Source organism: Actinomadura rugatobispora (assembly GCF_042656285.1).
GTDB lineage: Bacteria > Actinomycetota > Actinomycetes > Streptosporangiales > Streptosporangiaceae > Spirillospora > Spirillospora rugatobispora.
In genome coordinates this window covers 1-21,335 of sequence record NZ_JBHSON010000129.1, presented here as the reverse complement: position 1 = coordinate 21,335, position 21,335 = coordinate 1, and the positions used below count along the sequence as shown (strand labels likewise).

The window sequence follows — 21,335 nt, the reverse complement described above, 5'->3', positions numbered from 1 at the left end:
ACACCGGTGCCGCGCCCGCACGGCGGCGTCCCGAGACAGGAGAAGCGATGACCACCCCGACCTCCTCCTCCCAGCAGCCCGCCCCCGCCGCGGACGGCGCTCCGCCGCCGCCCCCGTTCGAGCCGGAACTGGCCGCCGCGCTGGAGATCATCAGCGCGGCACTGCCGTCCGCCATCACCGCGGAGGTGCTGCCGATGCTGCGCCAGGGCGGGACGATGCCCCGGGTCACCGACGACGAGCTGCGCCGGGACGGCGCCTTCGAGGTGGTGGAACGCGCCGTGCCCGGTCCCGCGGGAGCGCCGGACGTCTCCCTGCTGATCTGCACCCCCACCGGCTTCGAGGGGCCGCTCCCGGCGGTCTACTACGTGCACGGCGGCGGGATGATCATGGGTGACAACCGGATGGGCCTCGGCGAGGTGCTGGACTGGGCGCAGGAACTGGGCCTGGTGGCGGTGTCGGTGGAGTACCGGCTGGCCCCCGAGCATCCGCACCCGGCACCCGTCGAGGACTGCTACGCGGGCCTGGTGTGGACGGCCGGGCACGCCGCCGAGCTGGGCGCCGACCCCGCGCGGATCATCGTGGCCGGCACCAGCGCCGGCGGCGGGCTGGCCGCCTCGCTGGCGCTGCTGGCCCGCGACCGGGGCGGCCCCGCGCTCGCCGCGCAGGTGCTGATGTGCCCGATGCTGGACGACCGCAACGACAGCGTGTCGACCCGGCAGATGGCCGGCCGTGGCGTCTGGGACCGCACGGCCAACGACACCGGCTGGACGGCGCTGCTCGGCGACGCCAGGGGCGGCCCCGGGGTGTCGCCCTACGCGGCCGCGGCCCGCGCCGAGGACCTCTCGGGGTTGCCGCCGGCGTTCATCGACGTAGGCTCGGCTGAGACCTTCCGGGACGAGGACGTCGCCTACGCGGCGCGGCTGTGGCAGGCCGGCGGGCAGGCCGAGCTGCACGTGTGGCCCGGCGGCTTCCACGGCTTCGACATGATGGCGCCGCAGGCCGCCCTCTCCCAGGAGGCGCGCGAGGCGCGGGTGCGCTGGCTCCGCAGGCTGCTGGGGGTCTGAGGTCTGAGGCCCGGCACCCGGCCGGCCGGGACGGTGAGGACGGGTGAGGGCGTGTCAGGACGTGTGACGCGGTGAAGGAGCTGGCCGGGCGGCTGGAGGCGCTGGACCCCGACGCCGGCGCGGCGCTCCAGGTGATCGCGTACTACGACCGGCTGGTCGAGGGCCGGGCCGGGCTGGAGGCGCTGGTGCGCGGCGCCGCCGTGCTGACCGGCCGTCCCGCCCGCCTGGTGGACGAGACGCGGCGGGTGCGGATCCGGGTGGACCCCGGCGGGCGGCGCGCCGACGGCGCCGGTCCGCCGCCCGCCGGGGCCGGGTGGCCGTCCGCCCCGCTGGAGGCCGGCGGTCCGCCCGCGCTGTGGCTGGAGGGGCCCGGCCCGGCCGGGGTGGTGGAGGCGATGGTCCTGGAGCGGGCCTCGACCGCGATCCGCGCCGTCCTCGAACGCACCCGCGGCAAGGTCCCGGCCGCCGGCCACGACCAGGCGATGGTCGAGACCGTGCTGGATCCGGCGGCGCCCGCCGTGGCCCGGCTGCGCGCCGCCCGGCGGCTGGGCCTCGACCCGCGCGGCCGGGCCCGGGCCCTGGCGATGGCGGGCGGGGTCCCCGCGATCGAACCCGTGCCCGGAACGGCCGGGTCCACCGGCGGGCGGGCCGCCGCGCCGGACGGGACGCGCCGTACCGGGATCGGCCCCGAGGTGCCGGTCCTCGACCTGCCCGTGTCCCACCGGGAGGCGCTGACCGCGCTGCGCCTGACCGCCGAGGGCACCGAGCGGGATCCCGGGCCGCGGGTCGTCCACGCCGACCGGCTGGGCGGGCTCGCGGTGCTCGCCGCCGCGGTGGGCCCGGACACCGAGCCCGTTCCGGACGTGCGCGCGCTCGAGCGCGCGGCGGCGTCCGCCCCCTGGATGCTGGCCGTGCTGGACGCGGTCGCCTCCGCGCGCAGCCTGCGCGGCGCGGCCGAGGAGATGGCGATCCACCACTCGACGCTCCAGGACCGGCTGGCGCACGCCGAGTCGCTGCTCGGCTGGTCGGTGCACGAGCCGCAGGGGCGGCTGCGGCTGCAGCTCGCCCTGGCCCTGCGCCGCCTGCACCGCAACACTTCCTGACCTGTCGGGCTCGAACCTGTTTACCGCTGGATGCGTACACCTTGATGGTTTGCGGTACGGGTGGCCGAGTCCTCGGCACGGCCTCGGGTATGGCAGCAGGGGTGAGTGCAGTGGAACCAGGACTCAGACTCACCGAGCGCTACCGGCTGGTGGAGCGCCTGGACGGCGGCGGGACGGGACACGTCTGGCGCGCCTGGGACGAGGCGCTCAACCGCCCGGTGGCCGTCAGGATCCCCGGGTTCGCACGGGTGGGCGGCGGGAGCGGCCGGCCCGGCCCCCCGCACGCGCGGGTGGTGGACCGCGTGGTGAACGCGGTCCGGATCACCCACCCCGCGTTCGTGACCGTCTACGACTGCGACCGCACCCGCGACGGCGACGGCCGCCAGGTGTCCTACATCGTGACCGCGTTCCTGGACGGCGAGACGCTGGCGGAGCGGATCGCCCGGGGGACGCCGCCCGTGCCGGAGGCGCTGGAGTGCTGCGCGCAGGTGGCCGCGGCGCTGGCCGCCGCGCACGCGGCGGGGGTGGCGCACGGCGACCTGCGGCCGGAGAAGGTGTTCCTCACCCCCGACGGGGTGCGGATCGTGGGCCTGGGCATGGCCTCGCACGGCGCCCCCGCACGGGGCGGCGGCGCGGCCCCCGAGGCCGGCCAGGCCGCGGACGTGCTGGCGCTCGGCGACCTGCTGGGCGCGTGCCTGCCGGAGCCCCCCGCGGAAGACTCGGCCGGCGGCTCGGCGGAGGGCTCGGCAGAGGACGCGGCAGAGGGCTCGGCGCCCGAGACGCCCGAGGAGGTCGTGCGGCTCGGTGCGCTGTGCCGTTCGCCCGACCCCGCCGCGCGTCCGGCGGCGGCCCGCGCCGCGGAGATCCTCGCCGGGGCGCTGGGGAGGGAGCCGGGCGCGGACGGTGAGCCCGTGCTCCCCGCCTCCCCCGGCGGCCCGGGGCCGTCCGACGCCACCGCGGTCCTCGACCGCCCGGAGGACCTGGAGTCCCGGCAGGCCGACGCGCCGGAGCGCCCGTCCCGGAGCCGGTCCCCGGCCCTGGACGGCGACCGGGCGGCGGTGTTCCGGGTGGCGGTCGCCGTGACGCTGGCCGCGGCGTCGCTGGCCGCGATCCTGGTGGTCGCCGGCCGCGGCTCGTTGCCCGGTCCGTCCCCGGGTCAGGGCGGCTCGGCGCCGCCGCTGCCGGCGCCCGCGTCACCGCGCGGCGCGGAACCCACCGAGACCGCGCCGCCGGGTCCCACGCCGGACCCGGCGCCGGAGGTGTTCGCGACGCTGGGACGGCTGCAGCCGATCGTCGACCGGGGGCAGGCGTCCGGCGCGATCCGTTCCGACGTGGCCGTCGACCTGAACAACTTGATCACCAACCTGCGCAACGACCTCGCCTCGGGACGCACCGGCGACGCCCCGCTCAAGCTGGCGCAGCTCCGCGAGAAGATCGAGACCCGGCTGCGCGAGCGCGCGCTGGACGACGAGGTCGCGGCCCGCATGACCGACGTGCTGTCGAACACCGCCGCGCCCTGAGCCCCGACGGTCAGGACGCGCCGCCGGGGTCGGCGGGGGCGACGATCCGCCAGGCGCGCCCCCGCAGGGTCCAGGAGCGGTGCGTGTAGGGGCCGGTGACCTCGCCGTCGCTGTTGGCCAGGAACTCCTCGCCGGTCACCGTCACGTTCCGGGCGGTGGTGTGGATCACGTCGTCGCGCTGCCGGTGCGTGCCGCGGCGCAGGCCGAGCGCGTAGCCGACCCGGGCGAACGGCCCGGTCGCGGCGGAGATCACCAGCTCCAGCCGGCCGTCGGCGGGATGCCCGTCGGCCGCGAGCTGGGCGCTGCCCCCGGCGATGCCGGAGGCGTTGCTCAGCGCGACCATCAGGAACCGGCCCTCCTGGACCGGCTCGCCGTCCGCGCCGACCCGGAGCCGCCAGCCGGACTCGCGCAGCCCGGCCAGGACCGCGCCGAGCGGGAACGCGGCCGCCTTCAGGTACGGCTTGAAGCGCGTCGCGCTGCGCGCCGCGACCGCGCCGATCCCGACGTGCACCGCGTTGAGGACGACGCCGCCGTCCTCGTCGACGAGCAGGTCGAGGTCGCGGGTCGTGCCGCCGAGCAGCAGCCGGGCGGCGCGTTCCGGCTCCAGCGGGATGCCGAGGTTGCGGGCCAGGTCGTTGCCGGTGCCCATGGGCAGGAGGCCGACCGTCCAGCGGTCGAGCTCGCCCCGGGCGTGCAGCGCGGCCACCAGCCCGTGGATCGAGCCGTCGCCGCCCGCGGCGACCACCAGCGGGCGCCCGCCCGGACCGTGCGCGCCGCCGAGGCCGGCGGCGTGCTCGTCCAGCGCGCGGTCGATGTCCTCCGGCGACCGGCTCGGCTGGACGATCACCTCGCCGCCGCCCTCGCTCCGCAGCAGCCCGGCGACGCGCTCGACGGTCTCGGCGTCGTGCGTCCCCGCGTTGGCGTTGGTGAAGATCAGCATCGGGTGCTCAGCTCGCCTCCGTGTCAACTCGCCCGTGTCAACTCGCCCCGTGTCAACTCGCCCCGTGTCAACTCGCCTCGGTGACCGACTCCTGGCGCCACGACCATCCGCGCCGGATCTCCTCGGCCGCCTCGCGCACCAGCGCGCGGTAACGGTCGACGGCCTCCGGCGTGAACCGGTAGCGGGGCCCGCAGATGCTGATCGAGCCGTGCACCTCGCCGTCGGGGCCGATGAGCGGGGCGGCGACCGAGCCGGCGTCGGCCTGCCGCTCGCCCAGCGACACCGCCACCCCCTCGGCGGCGACCGCGGCCAGCTCCTCGCGCAGCGCCGCCTCGTCGGTGACGGTGCGCTCGGTCAGCGCGGCCAGCGGCCGGGCCAGCACCGCCTCGCGCCGCTCCGCCGGCAGGAACGCCAAGATGATCTTGCCGGAGGACCCGGCGTGCAGCGGGAACCGGGTGCCCAGGTCGACCGTCATCTTGATCTCGCGCGGGCTCTCGAACTGGTCGAGGTAGACCCGCTCGTCCCCGACCAGCCCGGACAGCGTGGTGGTCTCGCCCGTCTCCTCCCGCAGCCGGCGCAGCACGGGGGTGGCCGCGGCGCGGGCGTCGAACCGGCGCAGCGCGCTGGCGCCCAGCGCCACGGCGGCGGGCCCGAGCCGGTAGCCCGGCACGCCCTCGTCGGTGGCCAGGACCTCCCGGGACACCAGCGACTGCAGGATGCGGTACACGACCGCCTTGGAGATGCCCAGCTCGCGGCTGATCGCGCTCACGCCGAGGTAGCGCGGCCCCCCGGCGAACAGCAGCAGCACGTCGGCGACCCGCGCGGCCGCCTCGGTCCCGACGTTGTCGGCGCCGGGGGCGGCCTTGCGCACGGTCGTGCTCCTGTTCGTCACGGCAAGATCCTAGGGCGGGCGGGACCCTGCGGGCGGCTCAGCGTCCGCGCCGCAGGTAGCGGCCGGCGGGGTCGCCGGTGATCGCGCCGTCGGCGTACACCCGGTGGCCGCGCACGAACGTGTCGGTGACCTTGGCCGTCATGGCGAACCCCTCGAACGGCGTGTACTCCTGGGTGGACTCGGAGTCGGCGGCGCGGACCGTCCAGTTCACGTCCGGGTCGACCAGGGCGATGTCGGCGTCGTACCCCTCGGCGATCGTGCCCTTCTTCAGCAGGCCGTAGCGCCGCGCGGGGTTCCACGAGGTGAGCCGGGCGACCTGCTGCGGCGACAGGCCGCGCTTGGCGCCCTCGCCGACCAGGCCGGGCAGCAGGTACTCGGCGCCGCCGAAGCCCGACTTGGCCAGGAAGATGTCGTCGCGGTCGGCGCCGAACTTCATCTCGTCGCGGCAGCAGGCGTGGTCGCTGACGACCCAGTCGACCTCGCCGGCCAGGACGTGCCGCCACAGCGCCTCCACGTCCTCCCGCTCGCGCAGCGGCGGGTTGACCTTGCCGCCCAGGCCGTGCGCGGTGTCGACGTCGGCCAGCAGGTGCCCGATGGTCACCTCGCGGCGGAAGTCGATGTGCGGGAACGCCGACGCCATGGTCAGCGCGGCCGACACCGCCTTCTCCGAGGACAGGTGGAGGAGGTTGATGTTGGGCAGGCCGGTCTCGTGCGCCAGGTAGGAGGCGATGGTGACCGCCAGGCCCTCCGAGTGCGGCGGACGGGACGCGCTGTAGGCGCGCAGGCCGGTCAGCGCCCCCTCCCGCTCGACCATCTTCGTGTACGCCGTCATGATCTCGGCGGTCTCGCAGTGCAGCGACAGCGACAGGTGGTCGGCGTAGGCGGGGAGGGCCTCCCGCGCCCGCTGCAGGCCGCGCATGACGAACTCGAAGTGGGCCAGGTCGTAGCGCTCGTCCGGCGGGATCATCAGGAAGTCGCTCTGCGAGGCGGACCGGCCGTGCAGGCCGTGCGACCCGTAGAACATGAAGATCTTGAACGAGGTGACCCCGTGCTCCTCCACCAGGTAGGGGATCTCGTCGATGTGCTCGGCCATCATCGGGGCCAGGTGGAAGGCGTAGTCCACGTACGCGCGGCCCTCGGCGGCGGCCAGCACCTCGGGGAAGAAGTCGCGGTAGGAGCCGCCCTTGTTCAGGTAGTACTGGCCGGTCCGCATGTAGGTCAGCGCGGTCGTCACGCCGCCCTGGGCGGCGGCGCGGCTCTCGGTGCGGGTGTCGGTGGACAGCTCGTTGTAGATGCCCCAGTGCTGGTGGGCGTCCACGACCCCGGGGAAGGCCAGCCGGCCGCGGCCGTCGACCACGGTGGCCGCGTCGTCGTCCGGGAGGCCGGGCGCGACCCGGGTGATGGCACCGTCGTTCACGGCGATGTCGAGGGCCTCCGGCCGGGTCCCGTCGGCGTCGTCGGGACGGACCACCCGGACGTTCTTGATCAGTAGTTCGGTCGTCGCCATGAGAGCTCCTCCGCGTTCGAGGTCAGGGTAGGTCGGGTCAGGGTGTGCGGCGTCCGGCCGCCGCGGTCGCCGCACGGGCTGCGGCGTCGGCGGCCAGGTAGGCCAGGCCGAAGGCGGGCAGCAGGCCGTTGCCGGGCAGGTAGCCCGCGGCGCCGTGCCCGGAGATGCCCGCGGCGGCGCCGCCCGCCGCGTAGAGGCCGGGGATGGGACGGTCGTCCGCGCCGACCACGGAGGCGTGCTCGTCCACGATCAGGCCACCCTGGGTGTGGAACAGCGCCGGGACGACGCGCACGGCCGCGTAGCGGGAGGCCAGCGGGCGTTCCCAGTTGGTGCGGCCGAACGGGTCGTCCCGCTCGCCGCGCGCGATGGCCGCCGCCGTCTCCAGCTCCTCGGCCAGGGCTTCGGCGGGCAGCCCGGTGGCCTCGGCCAGCCCGGCCGCGTCGTCGGCCCACACCAGCACGCCGGACTCCACGGTGTCGCGGAAGTCCTGGAACGCCTGGCACTGCTCGTGGATCACCTCGTCCAGCACGATCCAGCCGGTCGCGCCGGGACGGGCGGCCAGCTCGGCGGCGTACTCGGAGTAGCCGCGGGTCTCGTCGCCGAACCGGCGGCCGAGCCGGTCGACCAGGATCCCCCCGTGGATGATCGTGGCCCAGCCGACCAGGGTGCCCGCGCCCGCGGCGACCGCGCCGTGGCCCTGGTAGGCGTCCAGGAAGCCGGCGGCGGCGCCGAGCCGCTCCCCGATCCGCAGCGCGTCGCCGAGCGAGTGCTCGCCGCCGTGGTAGAGCGCCCCGGCGATCTCGGGCAGGTGCCGGGCGACCAGGTCGCGGTCGGCGCCGAACCCGTTGGTGGCCAGCAGCACGGCCCGGGCCGGGATCTCCTCCTCGGTCCCGTCCGGGTAGCGGACGACGGCGGCGGCCACCGCCCCGCCGTCCCCGGTGCGGACGTCCACGAGCCGGGCCGGGACGAGCATGTCGATCAGGGGGTTCTCGGCGGCCCTGCGGGCCAGGTGGTCGATCACGCGCGAGCCGTGCCGGCCGGGGATGGAGTGGCAGCGCGGCACGGAGTGGCCGGGGTAGTTGAAGTCGGTGACCAGCGACATCGGCAGGCCCACCGAGTCGGCCAGCCACTCCACCAGCGGCGCGCCGACCTCGGCGAGGGTGCGGGCGAGCCGCGGGTCGGCCTCCCCCTTGGTCTTGGCCATGACGTCGGCGACGAACCGCTCCGGGGAGTCGTCGATCCCCGCCTCGGCCTGCCAGCGCGAGCCGGGTCCGGGGAACATCGCCGTGGACATGGAGGTGTTGTTGCCGCGCCGGTAGTGCTCGCTGGACTCGACGACCAGCACGCTCAGCCCGTGCTCGGCGGCGCGCAGCGCGCCCGCCAGGCCGCCGCCCGCCCCGGCGACGACCAGGTCGACCGCGTCGCCGCCGCCGCTCATGCCGCCGCCTCGGCGACGAGCAGGCGGAGGGCCAGCTCGGTCGGGTCGACGATCCGGGCGGCCAGGTCGGCATCATTCTGGGGGGACGACCCCCCAGACCCCCGGGCAACTGCCGGGCCGACATTCCTCGCTTCGCTGCGGATGTCGGCCGGGACGACGTCCACGGCCGAGCAGCCGTTGATCACCGCGGTGGCGCCGGCGGCGGCCAGGGCGCGGACGGCGCCGCCGAGCGCGGCGTTCCACGCGCCGGTGTCGGCGATCGCCTCGAAGGGCAGCTCGAGCACCTCGACGCCCGCCGTGTACGGGCCCAGCCCGTACACGGTGAGGCGGCGGGCCAGCTCGTCCCCGATGGCCGGGTTGCGCACGACCGCGCCGAACCGGACGCCCTTGGCCGCAAGGTGCATCGCGCTGAGTTTCAGCAGCCCGTGCACCGGCGGCGTCCCCCCGGTCACCGCAGGGGCCACCGCGTCGGGCACGGCCGGGTCGAGGACGCAGTCGGGGAACGCGGCGTCCCAGGCCGTGCCGTCCCCGGCCTCCCTCGCCAGCGCCGCGGCGACCTCGCGCTCGGACACGCGGACGTCGCCGCCGGTGTCCAGCGACCCGGGGGCGGCGGGGCCCACGTCCCGCAACTCGACGCGCAGGCCGGGCGGCGCGAGCCGGTCGTAACGGTCCTGCCGCCTGCGGATCTCCTCCGCCGGCAGGTGGATGGGCGTCACCGCGAGGGCACGCATCAGCTCTGCTCCTTCTCCTCTTCTCCCGCGAGGGCGCGCAGGGCGTCGCCCACCTGAGGCATGCCGGGCAGCTCGCGGGAGGTCCGCACGGCGTCGTCGATCAGCCCGGGCCGCTCCGGCAGCCACGCCCGCAGCAGCGCGACCACCTCCGCCTCCCCGAGCGGGTGGTGGTCGGCGTCCCCGACCGGGTTGGGCACCTCCCGGACGGCCCGCGTCCCGTCCTCGAACGCGACCGTGACGCGGGCGGCGCGCTCGTCGGGAAGCCGCGCCGTCAGGTCGCCGGCGGCGGCGACCCGGACCCGCCGGGCCAGCGCGGCCACGTCGGGACGGTCCAGCGGCGAGCGCGGCCCCACCTCTCCGGTGAGGGCGGCGGCCGCCACGACGTAGGGCGTGGAGAACATCGCCGACAGCCGGTTGTCCCAGCCGGTCCGCGCCAGGCCCGCGCCCAGCGCGTGCGTCTCGACCAGGATCTCCGCGATCGGGCGGGCGGCCAGGCCGGTCTCCGCGGCCAGCGCGAGCACGGCGTCGGCCGCCGGGTGGGTGAACGAGCAGGACGCGTGCCGCTTGAAGTAGCCGCGCGTGATGTCCCACCGCTCGCCCAGCCCGCCGGTCAGCTCGGCGGGGTCGAACTCGCCGAGCAGCGTGCCCAGCGAGAGCGCGGCCGTGCCCGTGTTGCGGGCCGCCCCCGCCGCCGCCATCCGGGCCGCGACGAGACCGGAGAGGTTCGCCGCGCCCATCCAGGCGTCCCGCACGGGGTTGCCCGACGTCGCCGAGTCGAAGTGCCCGGCGATCGGCATCCCGGCGGCGGTGTCGATGGCGGCGGCGGTCGCGTCCTCGTCCAGGCCGTGCAGCCGCGCGGCGCTGCCCGCCGCGCCCGCGACGCCCACGCCGCCGTGCGGATGCGCCCCCGGCCGCAGCCGGGTGGCGCGGCCGAAGCGCGCCGCGACCTCGTAGGCGGCCAGCAGCGCGGCGGCGGTGTCGGCGCCGGTGGCGTCCCGCTCGGCGGCCAGCGCCAGCACCGCGGGGAAGCCGTGCGCGGCGGGATGGCCCTTGGCGTACTTGTTGCCCTCGTCCAGTTCGAGGGCGACCAGCGCCATCGCGCCGAGCCAGGCCGCGGCGTCGGACGTCGCCAGCCGGCCCGCGCCGATCAGCGGGGAGCGGCCCGGCGGGGCGTTCCAGGCGTCGCGCAGCGCGCGATGCTCCGGCAGGCCCGCGCCCACCGCCGTCACGCCCACCACGTCCAGCAGGACCAGCGACAGCCGTTCGACCACCCCGTCCGGGACGTCGTCGAGCACCAGGCCCGACACCCACGCCCCGAGCCCGGCCGTTGCCTCCCTCGCCTTCTGCGGTGTCACAGGCCCAGATACGCCTTCCGCACCTCGGCGGAGCCGGACAGCTCCTCGCCGGTGCCCTCCAGGACCGTCGACCCGCTCTCCAGCACGTACGCCCGGTCGGCGATGGCCAGGGCCTGCTTGGCGTTCTGCTCCACCAGCAGGACCGCGACGCCGCCGTCCCGGATCCTCCGGACCGCCTCCAGCATCGTCCAGGTCAGCTTGGGCGACAGCCCGGTGGACGGCTCGTCCAGCATCAGCAGCCGCGGGCCCGCCATCAGCGCCCGGGCGATCGCCAGCATCTGCTGCTGCCCGCCGCTGAAGGTCTGCGCGATCTGCGTCCGGCGCTCGGCCAGCACGGGGAACAGCTCGTACACCTCGCGCAGGCTCTTCTCCGCCTGGGCCGCCGAACGGGTCCACGCGCCCATCCGAAGGTTCTCCTCGACGGTGAGCGTGCCGAACAGCGCGCGGTCCTCGGGCACGTGCACCAGGCCGTCCCGGACGAGCTGGTCGGGGCGGCGGCCCGCCGTCGGCGCGCCGTCGAAGGTGATCGTGCCGGACAGGGGGCGCAGCATCCCGCAGACGGTGCGCAGCGTCGTGGTCTTGCCCGCGCCGTTGGCGCCGACCAGCGCCACGATCTCGCCCTCGCCCAGGCGCAGGTCGATGTCGTGCAGGATCCGCATGCGCCCGTACCCGGCGCAGACCTTGTCAAGAGCCAGCATCGGTCGCCTCCTCACGGCCGGCCTGATCGCCCGGCTCCCCGGCCGGTTCCCCGGTGGTCGGCTCCTCGCCCAGATAGGCGTCGATGACGCGCGGGTCGCTGGTGACCTCCTCCGGTGCCCCGGCCGCCAGCACCCGCCCCTGGTCCAGCACCAGCACCCGGTCCGCCAGCCGCATCACCGCGGCCATGATGTGTTCGATGAACAGCAGCGTCGTGCCGTCCCGCTCGCGCAGCCCGGCCAGCAGGTCCAGCACGGGCTCGCGCTCGGCGGGGACCAGCCCGGCCAGCACCTCGTCCAGCAGCAGCACCTTCGGCCGCATCGCCAGCGCCCGCGCCAGCTCCAGCCGCTTGAGCCCGGCGGTCGGCAGCTCGGTCGCGCGGCGGTGCGCGTACGGGCCCAGCCCGACCCGCTCCACCACGTCCAGCGACCGCTCCCGCAGGGTGCGGGCGGACAGCCGCTCGTGCTGGGCGGCCAGCGCCACGTTCTCCGCCACCGTCATGCTGCCGAACGGCCGCATCAGCTGGAACGTGCGGACCATGCCGGCCCGCGCGATCCGGTCGGGCGCGGCGCCGGTGACGTCCCGGCCGTCGAAGACGACCCGGCCGGTGTCGGGGGCCAGCGCCCCGCTGACCACGTTGAACAGGGTGGTCTTGCCGGCGCCGTTGGGCCCGATGATGCCGAGGATCTCGCCCTCGGCGGCCTCGAACTCCACCTCCGCCAGGGCGTGCAGCCCGCGGAAGGACTTGCCGACGCCCGTGGCCCGGACGATGGGCCCCGCCGTGCCGCTCATCGCCGCCGCCTCTCTCTGCTCGCCGAGATGATCGTCCCGACGATCCCCTTGGGCAGCAGCCGCACGATGAGGATCAGCAGGATCGCGTACAGCACCACGTCCAGCCCGCTGCGGCCCTGCAGGAACGACAGGAAGTCCGGGGGCGTGCGCAGCAGGGTGGCGGTCACGTCGTTCAGCGAGCCGACGATGACCGCGCCCACCACCGGGCCCCAGATCGTGCCGATGCCGCCGATGACGACGGTCACGATGGCCTGGATGGACACCGCCGACCCGAACGCCAGGTCCGGGTTCACGAACAGGTAGTACTGCGTGTAGAAGGCGCCCGCCACGGCGGTGATCGCCGCCGACAGCGCCACCGTGACCAGCTTGTAGCGCATCACCGGGGTGCCCAGCGCCGCCGCGGCCACCTCGTCGTCGCGGATCGCGGTGACGTACCGGCCGGTCCTGGAGTGCAGGAACGCGATGCTGGCCGCGACCGCCGCGCCCGCCAGCGCCAGCGCGAGCCAGAAGTAGGCGTGCGAGTCGGCCGGGAACTGGATCAGCGGGAGCGAGGAGCCCTGGATCAGCGGCACGGTGAACCCGACCGCCTTGTTGGTGATCTCGCTGCTGTTGACGACCAGCCGGAGCATCTCGGCGAACGCGAAGGTGGCCAGCGCGAAGTAGGCGCCGCGCAGCTTGTAGCGGAAGGCGAAGTAGCCGATCAGCACCGCCACCGCGGCGGCCACCGCCATCCCGGCCAGCATCCCGATCCACGGCGAGACGCCGTGCTCGACCAGCAGGTAGGCGCTGGTGTACGCGCCGAGCCCGAAGAACGCGGCGTGCCCGAAGCTGAACATGCCGCCGAAGCCGCTCATGATGTTCCAGCCGACGGCCATCAGCAGGAAGATCAGGATCCGGACCGCCACCGCGCCCTGCGCGGGCGGCAGCACCAGCGGCAGCGGGATCGCGACCAGCAGCAGCACCAGCAGGACCGCGAGCTGCCGGTTCTGCGGCCGCAGCGGCGGGGCCTTGACGGCGCGGGCCGTCCCGCCCGCTCCCCCGGCGGGGCCCGGACGCTCGGCCAGCGTGACACCGCCGCTCATGACGCGTCCCTCCGTCCGAACAGGCCCTGCGGGCGCAGGAAGAGGACCAGCACGAACACCACGAACACGCCCAGCAGCGAGCTCTGGCCGCCCATGTAGATGGTGGTGAGCTGCTCGACCAGGCCGATCAGCAGCCCGCCGACCAGCGCGCCGGCCACGTTGCCCATGCCGCCGAGCACGACCACCACGAACGCGGTGATGTTGAACTGCTCGCCGAGCGTGGGCGTCACCGTCACCAGCGGCGCGGCAAGCACCGCCGCCGCGCCCGCGCAGGCGGTGCCGATGGCGAAGGTGAGGGTGTGGATGCCGCGGACGTTGATGCCGACCAGGCGGGCGCCGTCGGTGTTGGCCGCGACCGCGCGGATCGCGGTGCCCAGGCGGGTGCGGCGCAGCAGCCAGAACAGCGCGGCGCCCAGAGCCAGCGCGCCCAGGAAGGCGTACAGGCGGGCGCCCGACACCACCGCGCCGAACATCGAGAACTGGAAGTCGCCGGGCAGCGGGACGTTCTTGGGCTCGGCGCCGAAGAACATCAGCAGCCCGTTCTCCAGCAGCAGCGACAGGCCCAGCGTGATCAGCAGCTGGTTCTCCAGCGAGCCGCCGCCCGCCCCGCTCAGCAGCCCGCGGTGCACGGCGGCGCCCAGCAGGAACAGCGCCGGCACGGCCACCAGCAGGGTGAGGTAGGGGTGCAGGCCGGTCGCCTGGATCACCCCGAACGACAGGAACATCGCCACCGCCAGCAGCGCGCCGTGCGCGAAGTTGACGATGTCGAGCACGCCGAAGATCAGCGTCAGGCCCATCGCGATCAGCCCGTACAGCCCGCCCATCAGCAGGCCGGTGACCACCGACTGCCACACCACCAGCCCGCTGCCGGACTGGAGGAGCGCGACCACGATCGCGACGGCGACCGCCCCGGCGGGGACGGCGGCGCGCCTGAGCAGGGCCGCGGTGCCGCCGCCGGCCCGGGCCGGGCCCGGGGGATCGAGGATCTCGGCGGGTTCCTTCTCGGCGGCGAGCGCCGCCCCTTCGCTGTGCGTCATGGCCGCCACGTCACCGAGTAGTCGGGCTGGGATTCGGCTTTCTCCGGGGGGTGAACCTGTTTCACCTGGCCTCCCTGGACCTGCATAAGGACGGGTGCGGCGTTGGTGTTGTCGCCGTTGGGCGCGAACGTGATCGGGCCGTTGCCCACCGTCAGCGGCGCGACCTGGGAGGCGCGGACGGCCTCGCGGATCCTGACCGGGTCGGTGCTGCCCGACCGCTCGACGGCCTGCGCGATCACCTGGACCGCGTCGTAGGCGAGCACCGCGCCGGTGCGCATCGGGGCGCCGTAGCGGCGCTGGTACTCCTCCCGCAGCCTGGTGGTGCGCGGGTTCTTGGCGTCGAAGTGGTAGTTGGTGCTGAAGATCCGCTCGCCCAGCGCGCCCGCGTCGGTGACGAACTTGGGCTGGTCGAAGGCGCCGTTGGACACGCCCCAGACCGCGTCCAGCGGCGGCTTGACCGCGTTGATCGCCTTGGCGGCCAGCAGGCTGTCGCGGTAGTAGCCGATCGCCACCAGCACGTTGGCCCCCGACGCCTTCACCTGGGTGACCTGCGCGGTGAGGTCGGAGGTGGTGAGGGCGTCGTAGCTGATGTTGGGGCCGATCGGCAGGCCGAGGCCCTTGGCGGCCTCGACGAACGCCTCGGCGGCGCCGGTGCCGAAGTCGGTCTGCTCGTGCAGGATCGCCACCTTGCGCACCGGCTTGCCGGCCTTGTCCGCCACCTCCTTGAGGTAGCGCGCCGCGGCGGTCGAGATCGCCCTGCTGCCGGGCTGCACGCGGAAGGAGTAGCGGTAGCCGTTGGCGAAGATCGCGTCGGAGGCCGTGACGTCCATGACGAACGGCACCCGGTTGCGCTCGGCGACCACGGCCACGTTGGTGCTGACGGCGCTCTGGTACGTGCCGGTGAACCCGACCACGCCCTCGGAGATCAGCCGCTGCGCCTCGCTCTGGCCGACCTCCGCCTTGCCCTGGGTGTCGCCCTTGAGCAGTTCGACCTCGCGGCCGCCCAGGGACTTGATGCCGCCCGCGGCGTTGATGGCCTCGACGGCCATCTCGGCACCGCGGCGCATCTGCTGGCCGTCCACGGCGTTGGCGCCGCTGACCGGGTGCAGCGCGCCGATCTTGACCGGGCCCTCGTCGCGACCGGCCGCGGCGCCCGCGGCGCCGGAGGGCGCCGAGCCCCCGCAGCCGGCGAGGCCGAGCGCGAGCGCGCATGCGCCCAGCCACGCGAGGGGCCCTCGCAGGGCCCCCTGGCGTGGCGCTGCGCCGAGCTTCTTAGCGGACATTCCACCTCTCTCCGCCGGACCGTCTCCGGACGTGCATCGGATCCCGTTCCCGCTCCTCCTGGCGTTCCGCTTAGAGGAACACACCTCCGATGTCCGGTTATGGTGGCACCGGTCCCGTTGCTCGGTCAATACTTCCCGGTCACTTGACTGCCATCTCGGACCAGTGCGAAGTTGGGGATGGCCGCCCGAGCGGGGCCCGCACCATGTTGTTTACTATCGTTTCTCTAAGCGAAACATGTGGACACGGTCCCAGCGTCCCGGCCCCGAAGGACGGGGACGGGGGACCGACACGAAAGGCAGGTATGCCCTATGACGGGGGCTTTGTCCGGAATCCGGGTCCTCGACACCGCCACGCTCTTCGCCGGTCCGCTGGCCGCGACGCTGCTCGCCGACTACGGGGCCGAGGTCATCAAGATCGAGCACCCCCGCGGCGACCCGGTGCGCACCCACGGCGCCCAGCGCGACGGCGTCGGCCTGTGGTGGAAGATGCTCGGCCGCGGCAAGAAGACGGTCACCCTCTACCTCGGCTCCCCCGAGGGGCAGGAGCTCTTCCGCCGGCTGGCCGCCGACGCCGACGTGGTGATCGAGAACTTCCGGCCCGGCACGCTGGAGCGCTGGGGCCTCGGCTACGACGACCTCCGCGAGATCAACCCCCGGCTGGTGCTGGCCCGGGTCACCGGGTTCGGGCAGACCGGCCCGTACGCCAAGCGCCCCGGGTTCGGCACGCTCGCCGAGGCGATGAGCGGGTTCGCCGCCATCACCGGCGAGCCGGACGGTCCGCCGACCCTGCCGCCGTTCGGGCTCGCCGACGGCATCGCCGCGCTGACCACCGCGTTCGCGGTCATGACCGCGCTGCGGGCGCGCGAGGAGACCGGCCGCGGCCAGCAGATCGACCTGGCGATCATCGAGCCGATCCTCACCCTGCTCGGCCCCCAGATCATCACCTACGACCAGCTCGGCGAGCTCCAGAAGCGCACCGGCAACCGGTCCCACAACAACGCGCCCCGCAACACCTACCGCACCCGCGACGGCAGGTGGGTCGCGGTCTCCACCAGCGCCCAGTCGATCGCCGAACGGGTGATGCGGCTGGTCGGGCGGCCCGAGTTCATCGACGAGCCCTGGTTCGCCTCCGGCGCGCAGCGCGCCGAGCACGCCGACGAGCTCGACGAGGCCGTCGGCTCCTGGATCGCCGGGCGCGACCGCGACGAGGTCGTCAAGGCGTTCGAGGAGGCGCAGGCCGCCGTCGCGCCGATCTACGACGCCGCCGACGTCATGGCCGACCCGCAGTTCGAGGCGCTGGGCACCATCGCCACCGTACCCGACGACGAACTCGGGCCGCTGCGGATGCAGAACGTGCTGTTCCGGCTCTCGGAGACCCCCGGCCGCATCGAGTCGGCGGGCCCGCCGCTGGGCGCGCACACCGCCGAGATCCTCGGCCGCTACGGGGTGGACGAGGCCCGGCTGGCCGAACTGCGCGACAAGGGCGTGGTCCGATGACCGGACCGGCGGGCGGACCCACGGGCGCGCCCGTGCGGAGTTGGCTCTACGTCCCCGGCGACCGCCCGGCCCGGATCGGCAAGGCGCTGGCGAGCCAGGCCGACGCGGTGATCCTCGACCTGGAGGACGCCGTCGCCCCCACGGCCAAGGAGGAGGCGCGGCGCACCGTCCTGGACGCCCTCGCCTCCGGCCCGCCCGCCTACGTGCGGATCAACGCCCCCGGCACCGCGGAGGGGCGGGCCGACATCGAGGCCCTCGCCAAGTCCTCCGCCGCCCCCGCCGGGGTGCGCGTCCCCAAGAGCGAGGACCCGGGCGAGCTCGCCCTCGTCGCCGACGCGCTCGGCGTCCCGGTCTTCCCCGTCCTGGAGTCCGCCCTGGGCGTGGAGAACGCCTTCGCCCTGGCCACGGCCCACCCCCTCGTCGCCGGCATCTCGCTCGGCGAGGCCGACCTCGCCGCCGACCTGCGCGCCACCGGCGCCGAGGGCCTCACCTGGCCCCGCTCCCGGATCGTGGTCGCGGCCCGCGCCGCCGGCCTGCCCAGCCCGGCGCAGAGCGTGTGGACCGCGGTGCGCGACCTGGACGGCCTGCGCGCCGACACCGAGACCGGCCGCCGCGCCGGGTTCTTCGGCCGCTCGGTGATCCACCCCGCGCAGATCCCCGTCGTCCACGAGGTCTGCGCGCCCGACCCCGCGGAGCTGGACCGGGCCCGCGCCCTGGTGGAACGGCTGGAGACCGCGGGCGAGGCGGCCTGGATCGACAGCGACGGACGATTCGTCGACAAGGCGGTCGTGGAGCGGGCCCGCTGGCTCCTCGCGCTCGCCGGCACGGAAGGACACCATTCATGACCGACACCACCGCCCCCGCCCGCCGGGCCCGCGACCCGCTGCTGGCGGCGGTCGCCGGCGGGGTCCGCACCATCGAGCTCGGCCAGCCGCACTTCACCGGCATGCCCTGCTCCCCCAACCACCCCGGGTTCCGGATGACGCTGATCCGGCGGCACGGCGACATGGAGCGCCCGGACGGCGGCTCGGCCGCCAACGAGATCATCGTCACCGGCGGGCACGTGGGCACCCACATCGACGCGCTCTCCCACGTCAGCCACCGCGGCGAGCTGCACGGCGGCGTCGACGCCGCCGAGGCCCAGCGCGGCGGCGCCTTCACCGCGCACGGCGCCGAGAACCTGCCCGGCCTGCTGCGCCGCGGCGTGCTGCTGGACGTCGCCGCCGTGCACGGCGTCCCCACCCTGCCGCCCGGCTACGGCGTGACCGCCGCCGACCTGGACGCGGCCGCCGAACGCGCCGGCGCCGAGCCCGGCGCGGGCGACGTCGCGCTGATCCGCACCGGATGGGCGCGCAACTTCGGCGACACCACCGCCTACCTCGGCAAGGAGACCGGCGTCCCCGGCGCCACCGCGGAGGCCGCGCAGTGGCTGGCCGGGCGCGGCGTCGTGGCCACCGGTGCCGACACCACCGCCTACGAGCAGATCCCCGCGGGCGCCGGGCACGCCGTGCTGCCCGTCCACCGGATCCTGCTGGTCGAGTCGGGGATCTTCATCATGGAGCACCTCAACCTGGAGGCGCTCGCGGACGAGGGCGTGCACGAGTTCGTGTTCGTGCTGGCCCCGCTGCGCATCGTCGGCGGCACCGGCTCTCCCGTGCGGCCGCTCGCGGCGGTGAGCGCGTGACCGGCCCCGCCGACGGCGAGACCCTCGTCCAGCGGCTCGGCGGGTTCGCCGTCGGAGTCCGGGAGCGGGGCCTGCCCGCCGAGCTGCGCGCCGACGCGGCACGCCGCGTCCTGGACGTCCTCGGCAACAGCCTGGCAGCCACCGCCGAACCGCCCGCCCGCGCCGTCGGCGCGCTGATCGCCGAGTGGGGCGGGGCCGGCCGCGCCACCGCGATCGGCACCCCCGGCAAACTGCCCGAACCCAGCGCCGCCCTGCTCAACGGCACCCTCGCCCATTCGCTGGACTTCGACGACACCCACCTGCCGTCCGTGCTGCACCCGTCGGCGTCGGTCGTCCCGGCCGCGCTGGCGGTCGCCGAGTCCCGCGGCGCGAGCGGCGCCGCGCTGCTGGACGCGATCGGCGCGGGCATCGAGATCGCCGTCCGGATCGGCATGGCCGGCTACGACCGCGAGCTGGGCAACTCGGTGTTCTTCGAACGCGGGCTGCACGCCACCGCGATCTGCGGGGCCCTCGGCGGCGCCGCGGCCGGCGCGATGCTGTCCGGCCTGGACGCGGGCGGCGTCGCCGACGCCATCGGGATCGCCGCCAGCATGGGCTCGGGACTGCTGGAGGCCAACCGCACCGGCGGCACCGTCAAGCGGGTGCACTGCGGCTGGGCCGCGCACGGCGCCGTCACCGCCGCCGGGCTCGCCCGCACCGGCCTGACCGGGCCGCCGACCGTGCTGGAGGGACGGTTCGGGCTGCTCCAGGCCTACTGCGGCGACCAGACCGACCCGGACGCGATCACCCGCGGCCTGGGCGAGGACTGGGAGCTGCCGGGGATCTTCTTCAAGCCCTACCCGTGCAACCACTTCACCCACGCCGGGATCGACGCGGCGCTGCGGCTGCGGGCCCGCGGCGTGGACCCGGCGGCGATCGAGTCCATCGAGCTGGGCGCGCCGACCGCCGTGCTCCGCACCATCGGGGAGCCCCGCGCGGACAAGATCAGGCCGAAGTCGGGCTACCACGCGGCCTTCTCCGGCCCGTACACGGTGGCCGCGGCCCTGCTCGGCGGCGGCGGGCTGGGGGTCTTCCACGAGGACTTCACCGACGCGGCCGCCGCGGATCCGGCCCGGCTGGAGCTGGCCGCGAAGGTGCGGTGCGTCCCGGACGCCCGCTGCGACGAGATCTTCCCGCACCAGTTCCCCGCCGTGCTGCGCGTCCGCCTGCGCGACGGGCAGCAGCTGGAGGAACGCGTCGAGGTCAACCGGGGCGGCCCCGGCAACCCGCTGTCGGCCGACGAGCTGGCCACCAAGTTCCGCCTCAACGCCTCCCGCCGCGTCCCTTCGGAGCGCGCCGACCGGATCACCGAGCTGACCTACGGCCTGCCCCGGCTCCCCGACCTCACCCCCTTGGGGGAGGCACTCGTCCCCTGACCCCCTTCCCCTTCGCGCCGCTACCTCCCCGGAGAGGTAGCGGCGCGAAGCCTGTCATGGGCATCGGCAGGCAGCAGGGACCCCGGCCGGAAAACCCCGGTGGCGAGATCCCTCACGTCGATTCGGCGAGAAAGGGTTCCACAAGAGCATGCATGTGGCGGCGAAAGCGAGCCACAGTTGCGGCGCTGGGGTTCGCCGGGCCCTCACCGTGCGGCAGGCCGTTGAAGAAGAAGGAGTCGACGGTCCAGACCACCGTCCCGATCATCATCTCCAGGTCCACGTCCGCACGGAACGCGTCGCGGCTGAAATCGAGAATCATGTCGAACTGCGGCTTGGCGTATATCTCCTCGATACCGCGAAGATCCGCGGCGTCCCCCATGCGGCGCTGCCGCCACATCGCGGCATTGTCCGGCTCCTCGAGAATGTAGTCCAGCAGCCGATCGAGAAACGTGTGGAACCTGGCCCGAGCGGGCAGCCCCCCGTCCTCGGGGTTCGGCTCGATCCACTCTCGCGATCGAGTCTGGATCTTCCGGAAGACATCCTCGTAAACCTGCCGCTTCCCGCCGAGCTCCGTGCTGACGAACGAGGAGGACACCCCTGCCGCCTGTGCGATCATCTCGCTCGTCGTCTGGTCATAGCCGAGATCGGCGAAGAGCCTCTTCGCCGATCCCATGACGCGGTCACGATCCGGGACGTCATTTCTATTCAAGAAAATCACCTTCATCCCCGCACGCAACACTAACAAGATAAAAGCAGCACCACGGTTACATTGTCGCAAAATACACGAAAATTGATGTTGCCCCGGGGCCCTTTCAGGGCCATCCGGACGGCGCCGTCATCGGGTTCGACGGCAGTGGCGTGGCCGCCCGGTCACCGCCGCCGTCACGGTTCCGACCCGGCGGACGCATCGGAACCGTGACGGCGAGATGGCCGCCGTCGACCCCACCGCGTTCGAACTGACCCGCGTTGCTTCGCCGAGGCGAAAGACCAAGCCATGGAGTACTAGGGCCTGTCTCGAAGTGGCCTCAGGTGCCGCGCGAGCGCGTTACCTGGGCGGTGGCGCGATGCCGGAGGCGAGCGTCACCGGCCAGATCGCGAAGCGATGCCGCGCTCGCCAAGGCCCGGTTAGGGGCGAGCCGCCAGGCGAGCGCCGTAGGCCGGGACTTTGAGACACGGCCTAGAAGACTGCTGAAGATCTTGGGGTTCTGGCCCCGTCGCGGTTGCGGCGGGGCCAGTGTGGTGTGGTGTGGTGATGGGTGAATGGGCCGGGGAGAGGGTCGGTCCGGATGTGTGGGAGAC

General features: G+C 74.7%; 19 protein-coding genes. 7 read left to right on the top strand and 12 right to left on the bottom strand.

The window, feature by feature from the left end; all coding sequences use genetic code 11:
- Positions 1-47 precede the first annotated feature (47 nt).
- The 3 genes from ACFPZN_RS50685 (at position 48) to ACFPZN_RS50675 (ending at position 3,687) form a co-directional block, all read left to right on the top strand.
- The gene (locus ACFPZN_RS50685; RefSeq protein ID WP_378291493.1) at positions 48-1,064 is read left to right on the top strand and encodes an alpha/beta hydrolase; all 1,017 of its coding nucleotides are present in this window, start codon (positions 48-50) and stop codon (positions 1,062-1,064) included.
- Between the two features lie 71 nt (positions 1,065-1,135).
- Positions 1,136-2,167, top strand: coding sequence for a helix-turn-helix domain-containing protein (locus tag ACFPZN_RS50680; protein ID WP_378291491.1), 1,032 nt, complete (start codon positions 1,136-1,138; stop codon positions 2,165-2,167).
- A 110-nt stretch (positions 2,168-2,277) separates the two neighbouring features.
- Entirely contained in the window at positions 2,278-3,687 is a 1,410-nt protein-coding gene (locus tag ACFPZN_RS50675; protein WP_378291489.1) for a hypothetical protein, read from the top strand.
- A 10-nt stretch (positions 3,688-3,697) separates the two neighbouring features.
- Here ACFPZN_RS50675 and ACFPZN_RS50670 read toward each other — a convergent pair whose 3' ends face one another.
- From ACFPZN_RS50670 to ACFPZN_RS50620, 11 genes are all read right to left on the bottom strand, one after another.
- The gene (locus tag ACFPZN_RS50670) at positions 3,698-4,627 is read right to left on the bottom strand and encodes a diacylglycerol/lipid kinase family protein (RefSeq protein ID WP_378291487.1); all 930 of its coding nucleotides are present in this window, start codon (positions 4,625-4,627) and stop codon (positions 3,698-3,700) included.
- A 67-nt stretch (positions 4,628-4,694) separates the two neighbouring features.
- Complete coding sequence (locus ACFPZN_RS50665) at positions 4,695-5,519, bottom strand: IclR family transcriptional regulator (RefSeq protein WP_378291484.1); 825 nt, start codon at positions 5,517-5,519, stop codon at positions 4,695-4,697.
- Between the two features lie 37 nt (positions 5,520-5,556).
- A complete protein-coding gene (locus ACFPZN_RS50660) occupies positions 5,557-7,026 on the bottom strand; it encodes a dihydroorotase (protein ID WP_378291482.1) in 1,470 nt (489 codons plus the stop codon).
- Between the two features lie 37 nt (positions 7,027-7,063).
- On the bottom strand, positions 7,064-8,464 hold the full coding sequence (locus ACFPZN_RS50655) for an FAD-dependent oxidoreductase (protein WP_378291479.1): 1,401 nt from the start codon (positions 8,462-8,464) through the stop codon (positions 7,064-7,066).
- Entirely contained in the window at positions 8,461-9,195 is a 735-nt protein-coding gene (locus ACFPZN_RS50650; RefSeq protein ID WP_378291477.1) for a hypothetical protein, read from the bottom strand. The genes ACFPZN_RS50655 and ACFPZN_RS50650 overlap by 4 nt, the downstream gene beginning before the upstream one ends.
- Positions 9,195-10,550: an MmgE/PrpD family protein gene (locus tag ACFPZN_RS50645; protein ID WP_378291475.1), complete on the bottom strand. Its 1,356-nt coding sequence runs from the start codon at positions 10,548-10,550 to the stop codon at positions 9,195-9,197. Before ACFPZN_RS50645 ends, ACFPZN_RS50650 begins: the two co-directional genes overlap by 1 nt.
- Positions 10,547-11,248 (bottom strand): ABC transporter ATP-binding protein, encoded by a 702-nt coding sequence (locus tag ACFPZN_RS50640; RefSeq protein WP_378291473.1) that lies wholly within the window; start codon positions 11,246-11,248, stop codon positions 10,547-10,549. Before ACFPZN_RS50640 ends, ACFPZN_RS50645 begins: the two co-directional genes overlap by 4 nt.
- Positions 11,235-12,038, bottom strand: coding sequence for an ABC transporter ATP-binding protein (locus ACFPZN_RS50635; protein WP_378291470.1), 804 nt, complete (start codon positions 12,036-12,038; stop codon positions 11,235-11,237). The genes ACFPZN_RS50640 and ACFPZN_RS50635 overlap by 14 nt, the downstream gene beginning before the upstream one ends.
- Positions 12,035-13,120, bottom strand: a complete 1,086-nt coding sequence (locus ACFPZN_RS50630) for a branched-chain amino acid ABC transporter permease (RefSeq protein WP_378291468.1) — start codon at positions 13,118-13,120, stop codon at positions 12,035-12,037. The genes ACFPZN_RS50635 and ACFPZN_RS50630 overlap by 4 nt, the downstream gene beginning before the upstream one ends.
- The gene (locus tag ACFPZN_RS50625; protein ID WP_378291466.1) at positions 13,117-14,157 is read right to left on the bottom strand and encodes a branched-chain amino acid ABC transporter permease; all 1,041 of its coding nucleotides are present in this window, start codon (positions 14,155-14,157) and stop codon (positions 13,117-13,119) included. The genes ACFPZN_RS50630 and ACFPZN_RS50625 overlap by 4 nt, the downstream gene beginning before the upstream one ends.
- Positions 14,154-15,440 carry an ABC transporter substrate-binding protein gene (locus ACFPZN_RS50620; RefSeq protein WP_378291463.1) on the bottom strand — a complete coding sequence of 429 codons (1,287 nt, stop codon included), beginning with the start codon at positions 15,438-15,440 and terminating at the stop codon, positions 14,154-14,156. The genes ACFPZN_RS50625 and ACFPZN_RS50620 overlap by 4 nt, the downstream gene beginning before the upstream one ends.
- Positions 15,441-15,761: 321 nt before the next feature.
- Here ACFPZN_RS50620 and ACFPZN_RS50615 point away from each other — a divergent pair, with 321 nt between their 5' ends.
- From ACFPZN_RS50615 to ACFPZN_RS50600, 4 genes are read left to right on the top strand one after another with little or no spacing between them, the layout of a single operon-like run.
- Complete coding sequence (locus tag ACFPZN_RS50615; protein WP_464042475.1) at positions 15,762-16,937, top strand: CaiB/BaiF CoA transferase family protein; 1,176 nt, start codon at positions 15,762-15,764, stop codon at positions 16,935-16,937.
- Positions 16,934-17,782: an HpcH/HpaI aldolase/citrate lyase family protein gene (locus tag ACFPZN_RS50610; protein ID WP_378291459.1), complete on the top strand. Its 849-nt coding sequence runs from the start codon at positions 16,934-16,936 to the stop codon at positions 17,780-17,782. Before ACFPZN_RS50615 ends, ACFPZN_RS50610 begins: the two co-directional genes overlap by 4 nt.
- Entirely contained in the window at positions 17,779-18,621 is an 843-nt protein-coding gene (locus tag ACFPZN_RS50605; protein WP_378291457.1) for a cyclase family protein, read from the top strand. Before ACFPZN_RS50610 ends, ACFPZN_RS50605 begins: the two co-directional genes overlap by 4 nt.
- Positions 18,618-20,036, top strand: a complete 1,419-nt coding sequence (locus ACFPZN_RS50600; protein ID WP_378291455.1) for an MmgE/PrpD family protein — start codon at positions 18,618-18,620, stop codon at positions 20,034-20,036. Before ACFPZN_RS50605 ends, ACFPZN_RS50600 begins: the two co-directional genes overlap by 4 nt.
- A gap of 112 nt (positions 20,037-20,148) precedes the next feature.
- On the opposite strand, the gene ACFPZN_RS50595 is transcribed toward ACFPZN_RS50600, so the two are convergent.
- Positions 20,149-20,760 carry a TetR/AcrR family transcriptional regulator gene (locus ACFPZN_RS50595; RefSeq protein WP_378291453.1) on the bottom strand — a complete coding sequence of 204 codons (612 nt, stop codon included), beginning with the start codon at positions 20,758-20,760 and terminating at the stop codon, positions 20,149-20,151.
- Positions 20,761-21,335: the final 575 nt, after the last annotated feature.

Bases quoted from the DNA above. Each gene is read 5' to 3' on its own strand.
- ACFPZN_RS50635 (WP_378291470.1), bottom strand. From the start codon at position 12,038: ATGAGCGGCACGGCGGGGCCCATCGTCCGGGCCACGGGCGTCGGCAAG.
- ACFPZN_RS50610 (WP_378291459.1), top strand. From the start codon at position 16,934: ATGACCGGACCGGCGGGCGGACCCACGGGCGCGCCCGTGCGGAGTTGG.
- ACFPZN_RS50640 (WP_378291473.1), bottom strand. From the start codon at position 11,248: ATGCTGGCTCTTGACAAGGTCTGCGCCGGGTACGGGCGCATGCGGATC.
- ACFPZN_RS50630 (WP_378291468.1), bottom strand. From the start codon at position 13,120: ATGAGCGGCGGTGTCACGCTGGCCGAGCGTCCGGGCCCCGCCGGGGGA.
- ACFPZN_RS50655 (WP_378291479.1), bottom strand. From the start codon at position 8,464: ATGAGCGGCGGCGGCGACGCGGTCGACCTGGTCGTCGCCGGGGCGGGC.
- ACFPZN_RS50685 (WP_378291493.1), top strand. From the start codon at position 48: ATGACCACCCCGACCTCCTCCTCCCAGCAGCCCGCCCCCGCCGCGGAC.
- ACFPZN_RS50595 (WP_378291453.1), bottom strand. From the start codon at position 20,760: ATGAAGGTGATTTTCTTGAATAGAAATGACGTCCCGGATCGTGACCGC.
- ACFPZN_RS50670 (WP_378291487.1), bottom strand. From the start codon at position 4,627: ATGCTGATCTTCACCAACGCCAACGCGGGGACGCACGACGCCGAGACC.
- ACFPZN_RS50625 (WP_378291466.1), bottom strand. From the start codon at position 14,157: ATGACGCACAGCGAAGGGGCGGCGCTCGCCGCCGAGAAGGAACCCGCC.
- ACFPZN_RS50620 (WP_378291463.1), bottom strand. From the start codon at position 15,440: ATGTCCGCTAAGAAGCTCGGCGCAGCGCCACGCCAGGGGGCCCTGCGA.
- ACFPZN_RS50605 (WP_378291457.1), top strand. From the start codon at position 17,779: ATGACCGACACCACCGCCCCCGCCCGCCGGGCCCGCGACCCGCTGCTG.
- ACFPZN_RS50660 (WP_378291482.1), bottom strand. From the start codon at position 7,026: ATGGCGACGACCGAACTACTGATCAAGAACGTCCGGGTGGTCCGTCCC.
- ACFPZN_RS50650 (WP_378291477.1), bottom strand. From the start codon at position 9,195: ATGCGTGCCCTCGCGGTGACGCCCATCCACCTGCCGGCGGAGGAGATC.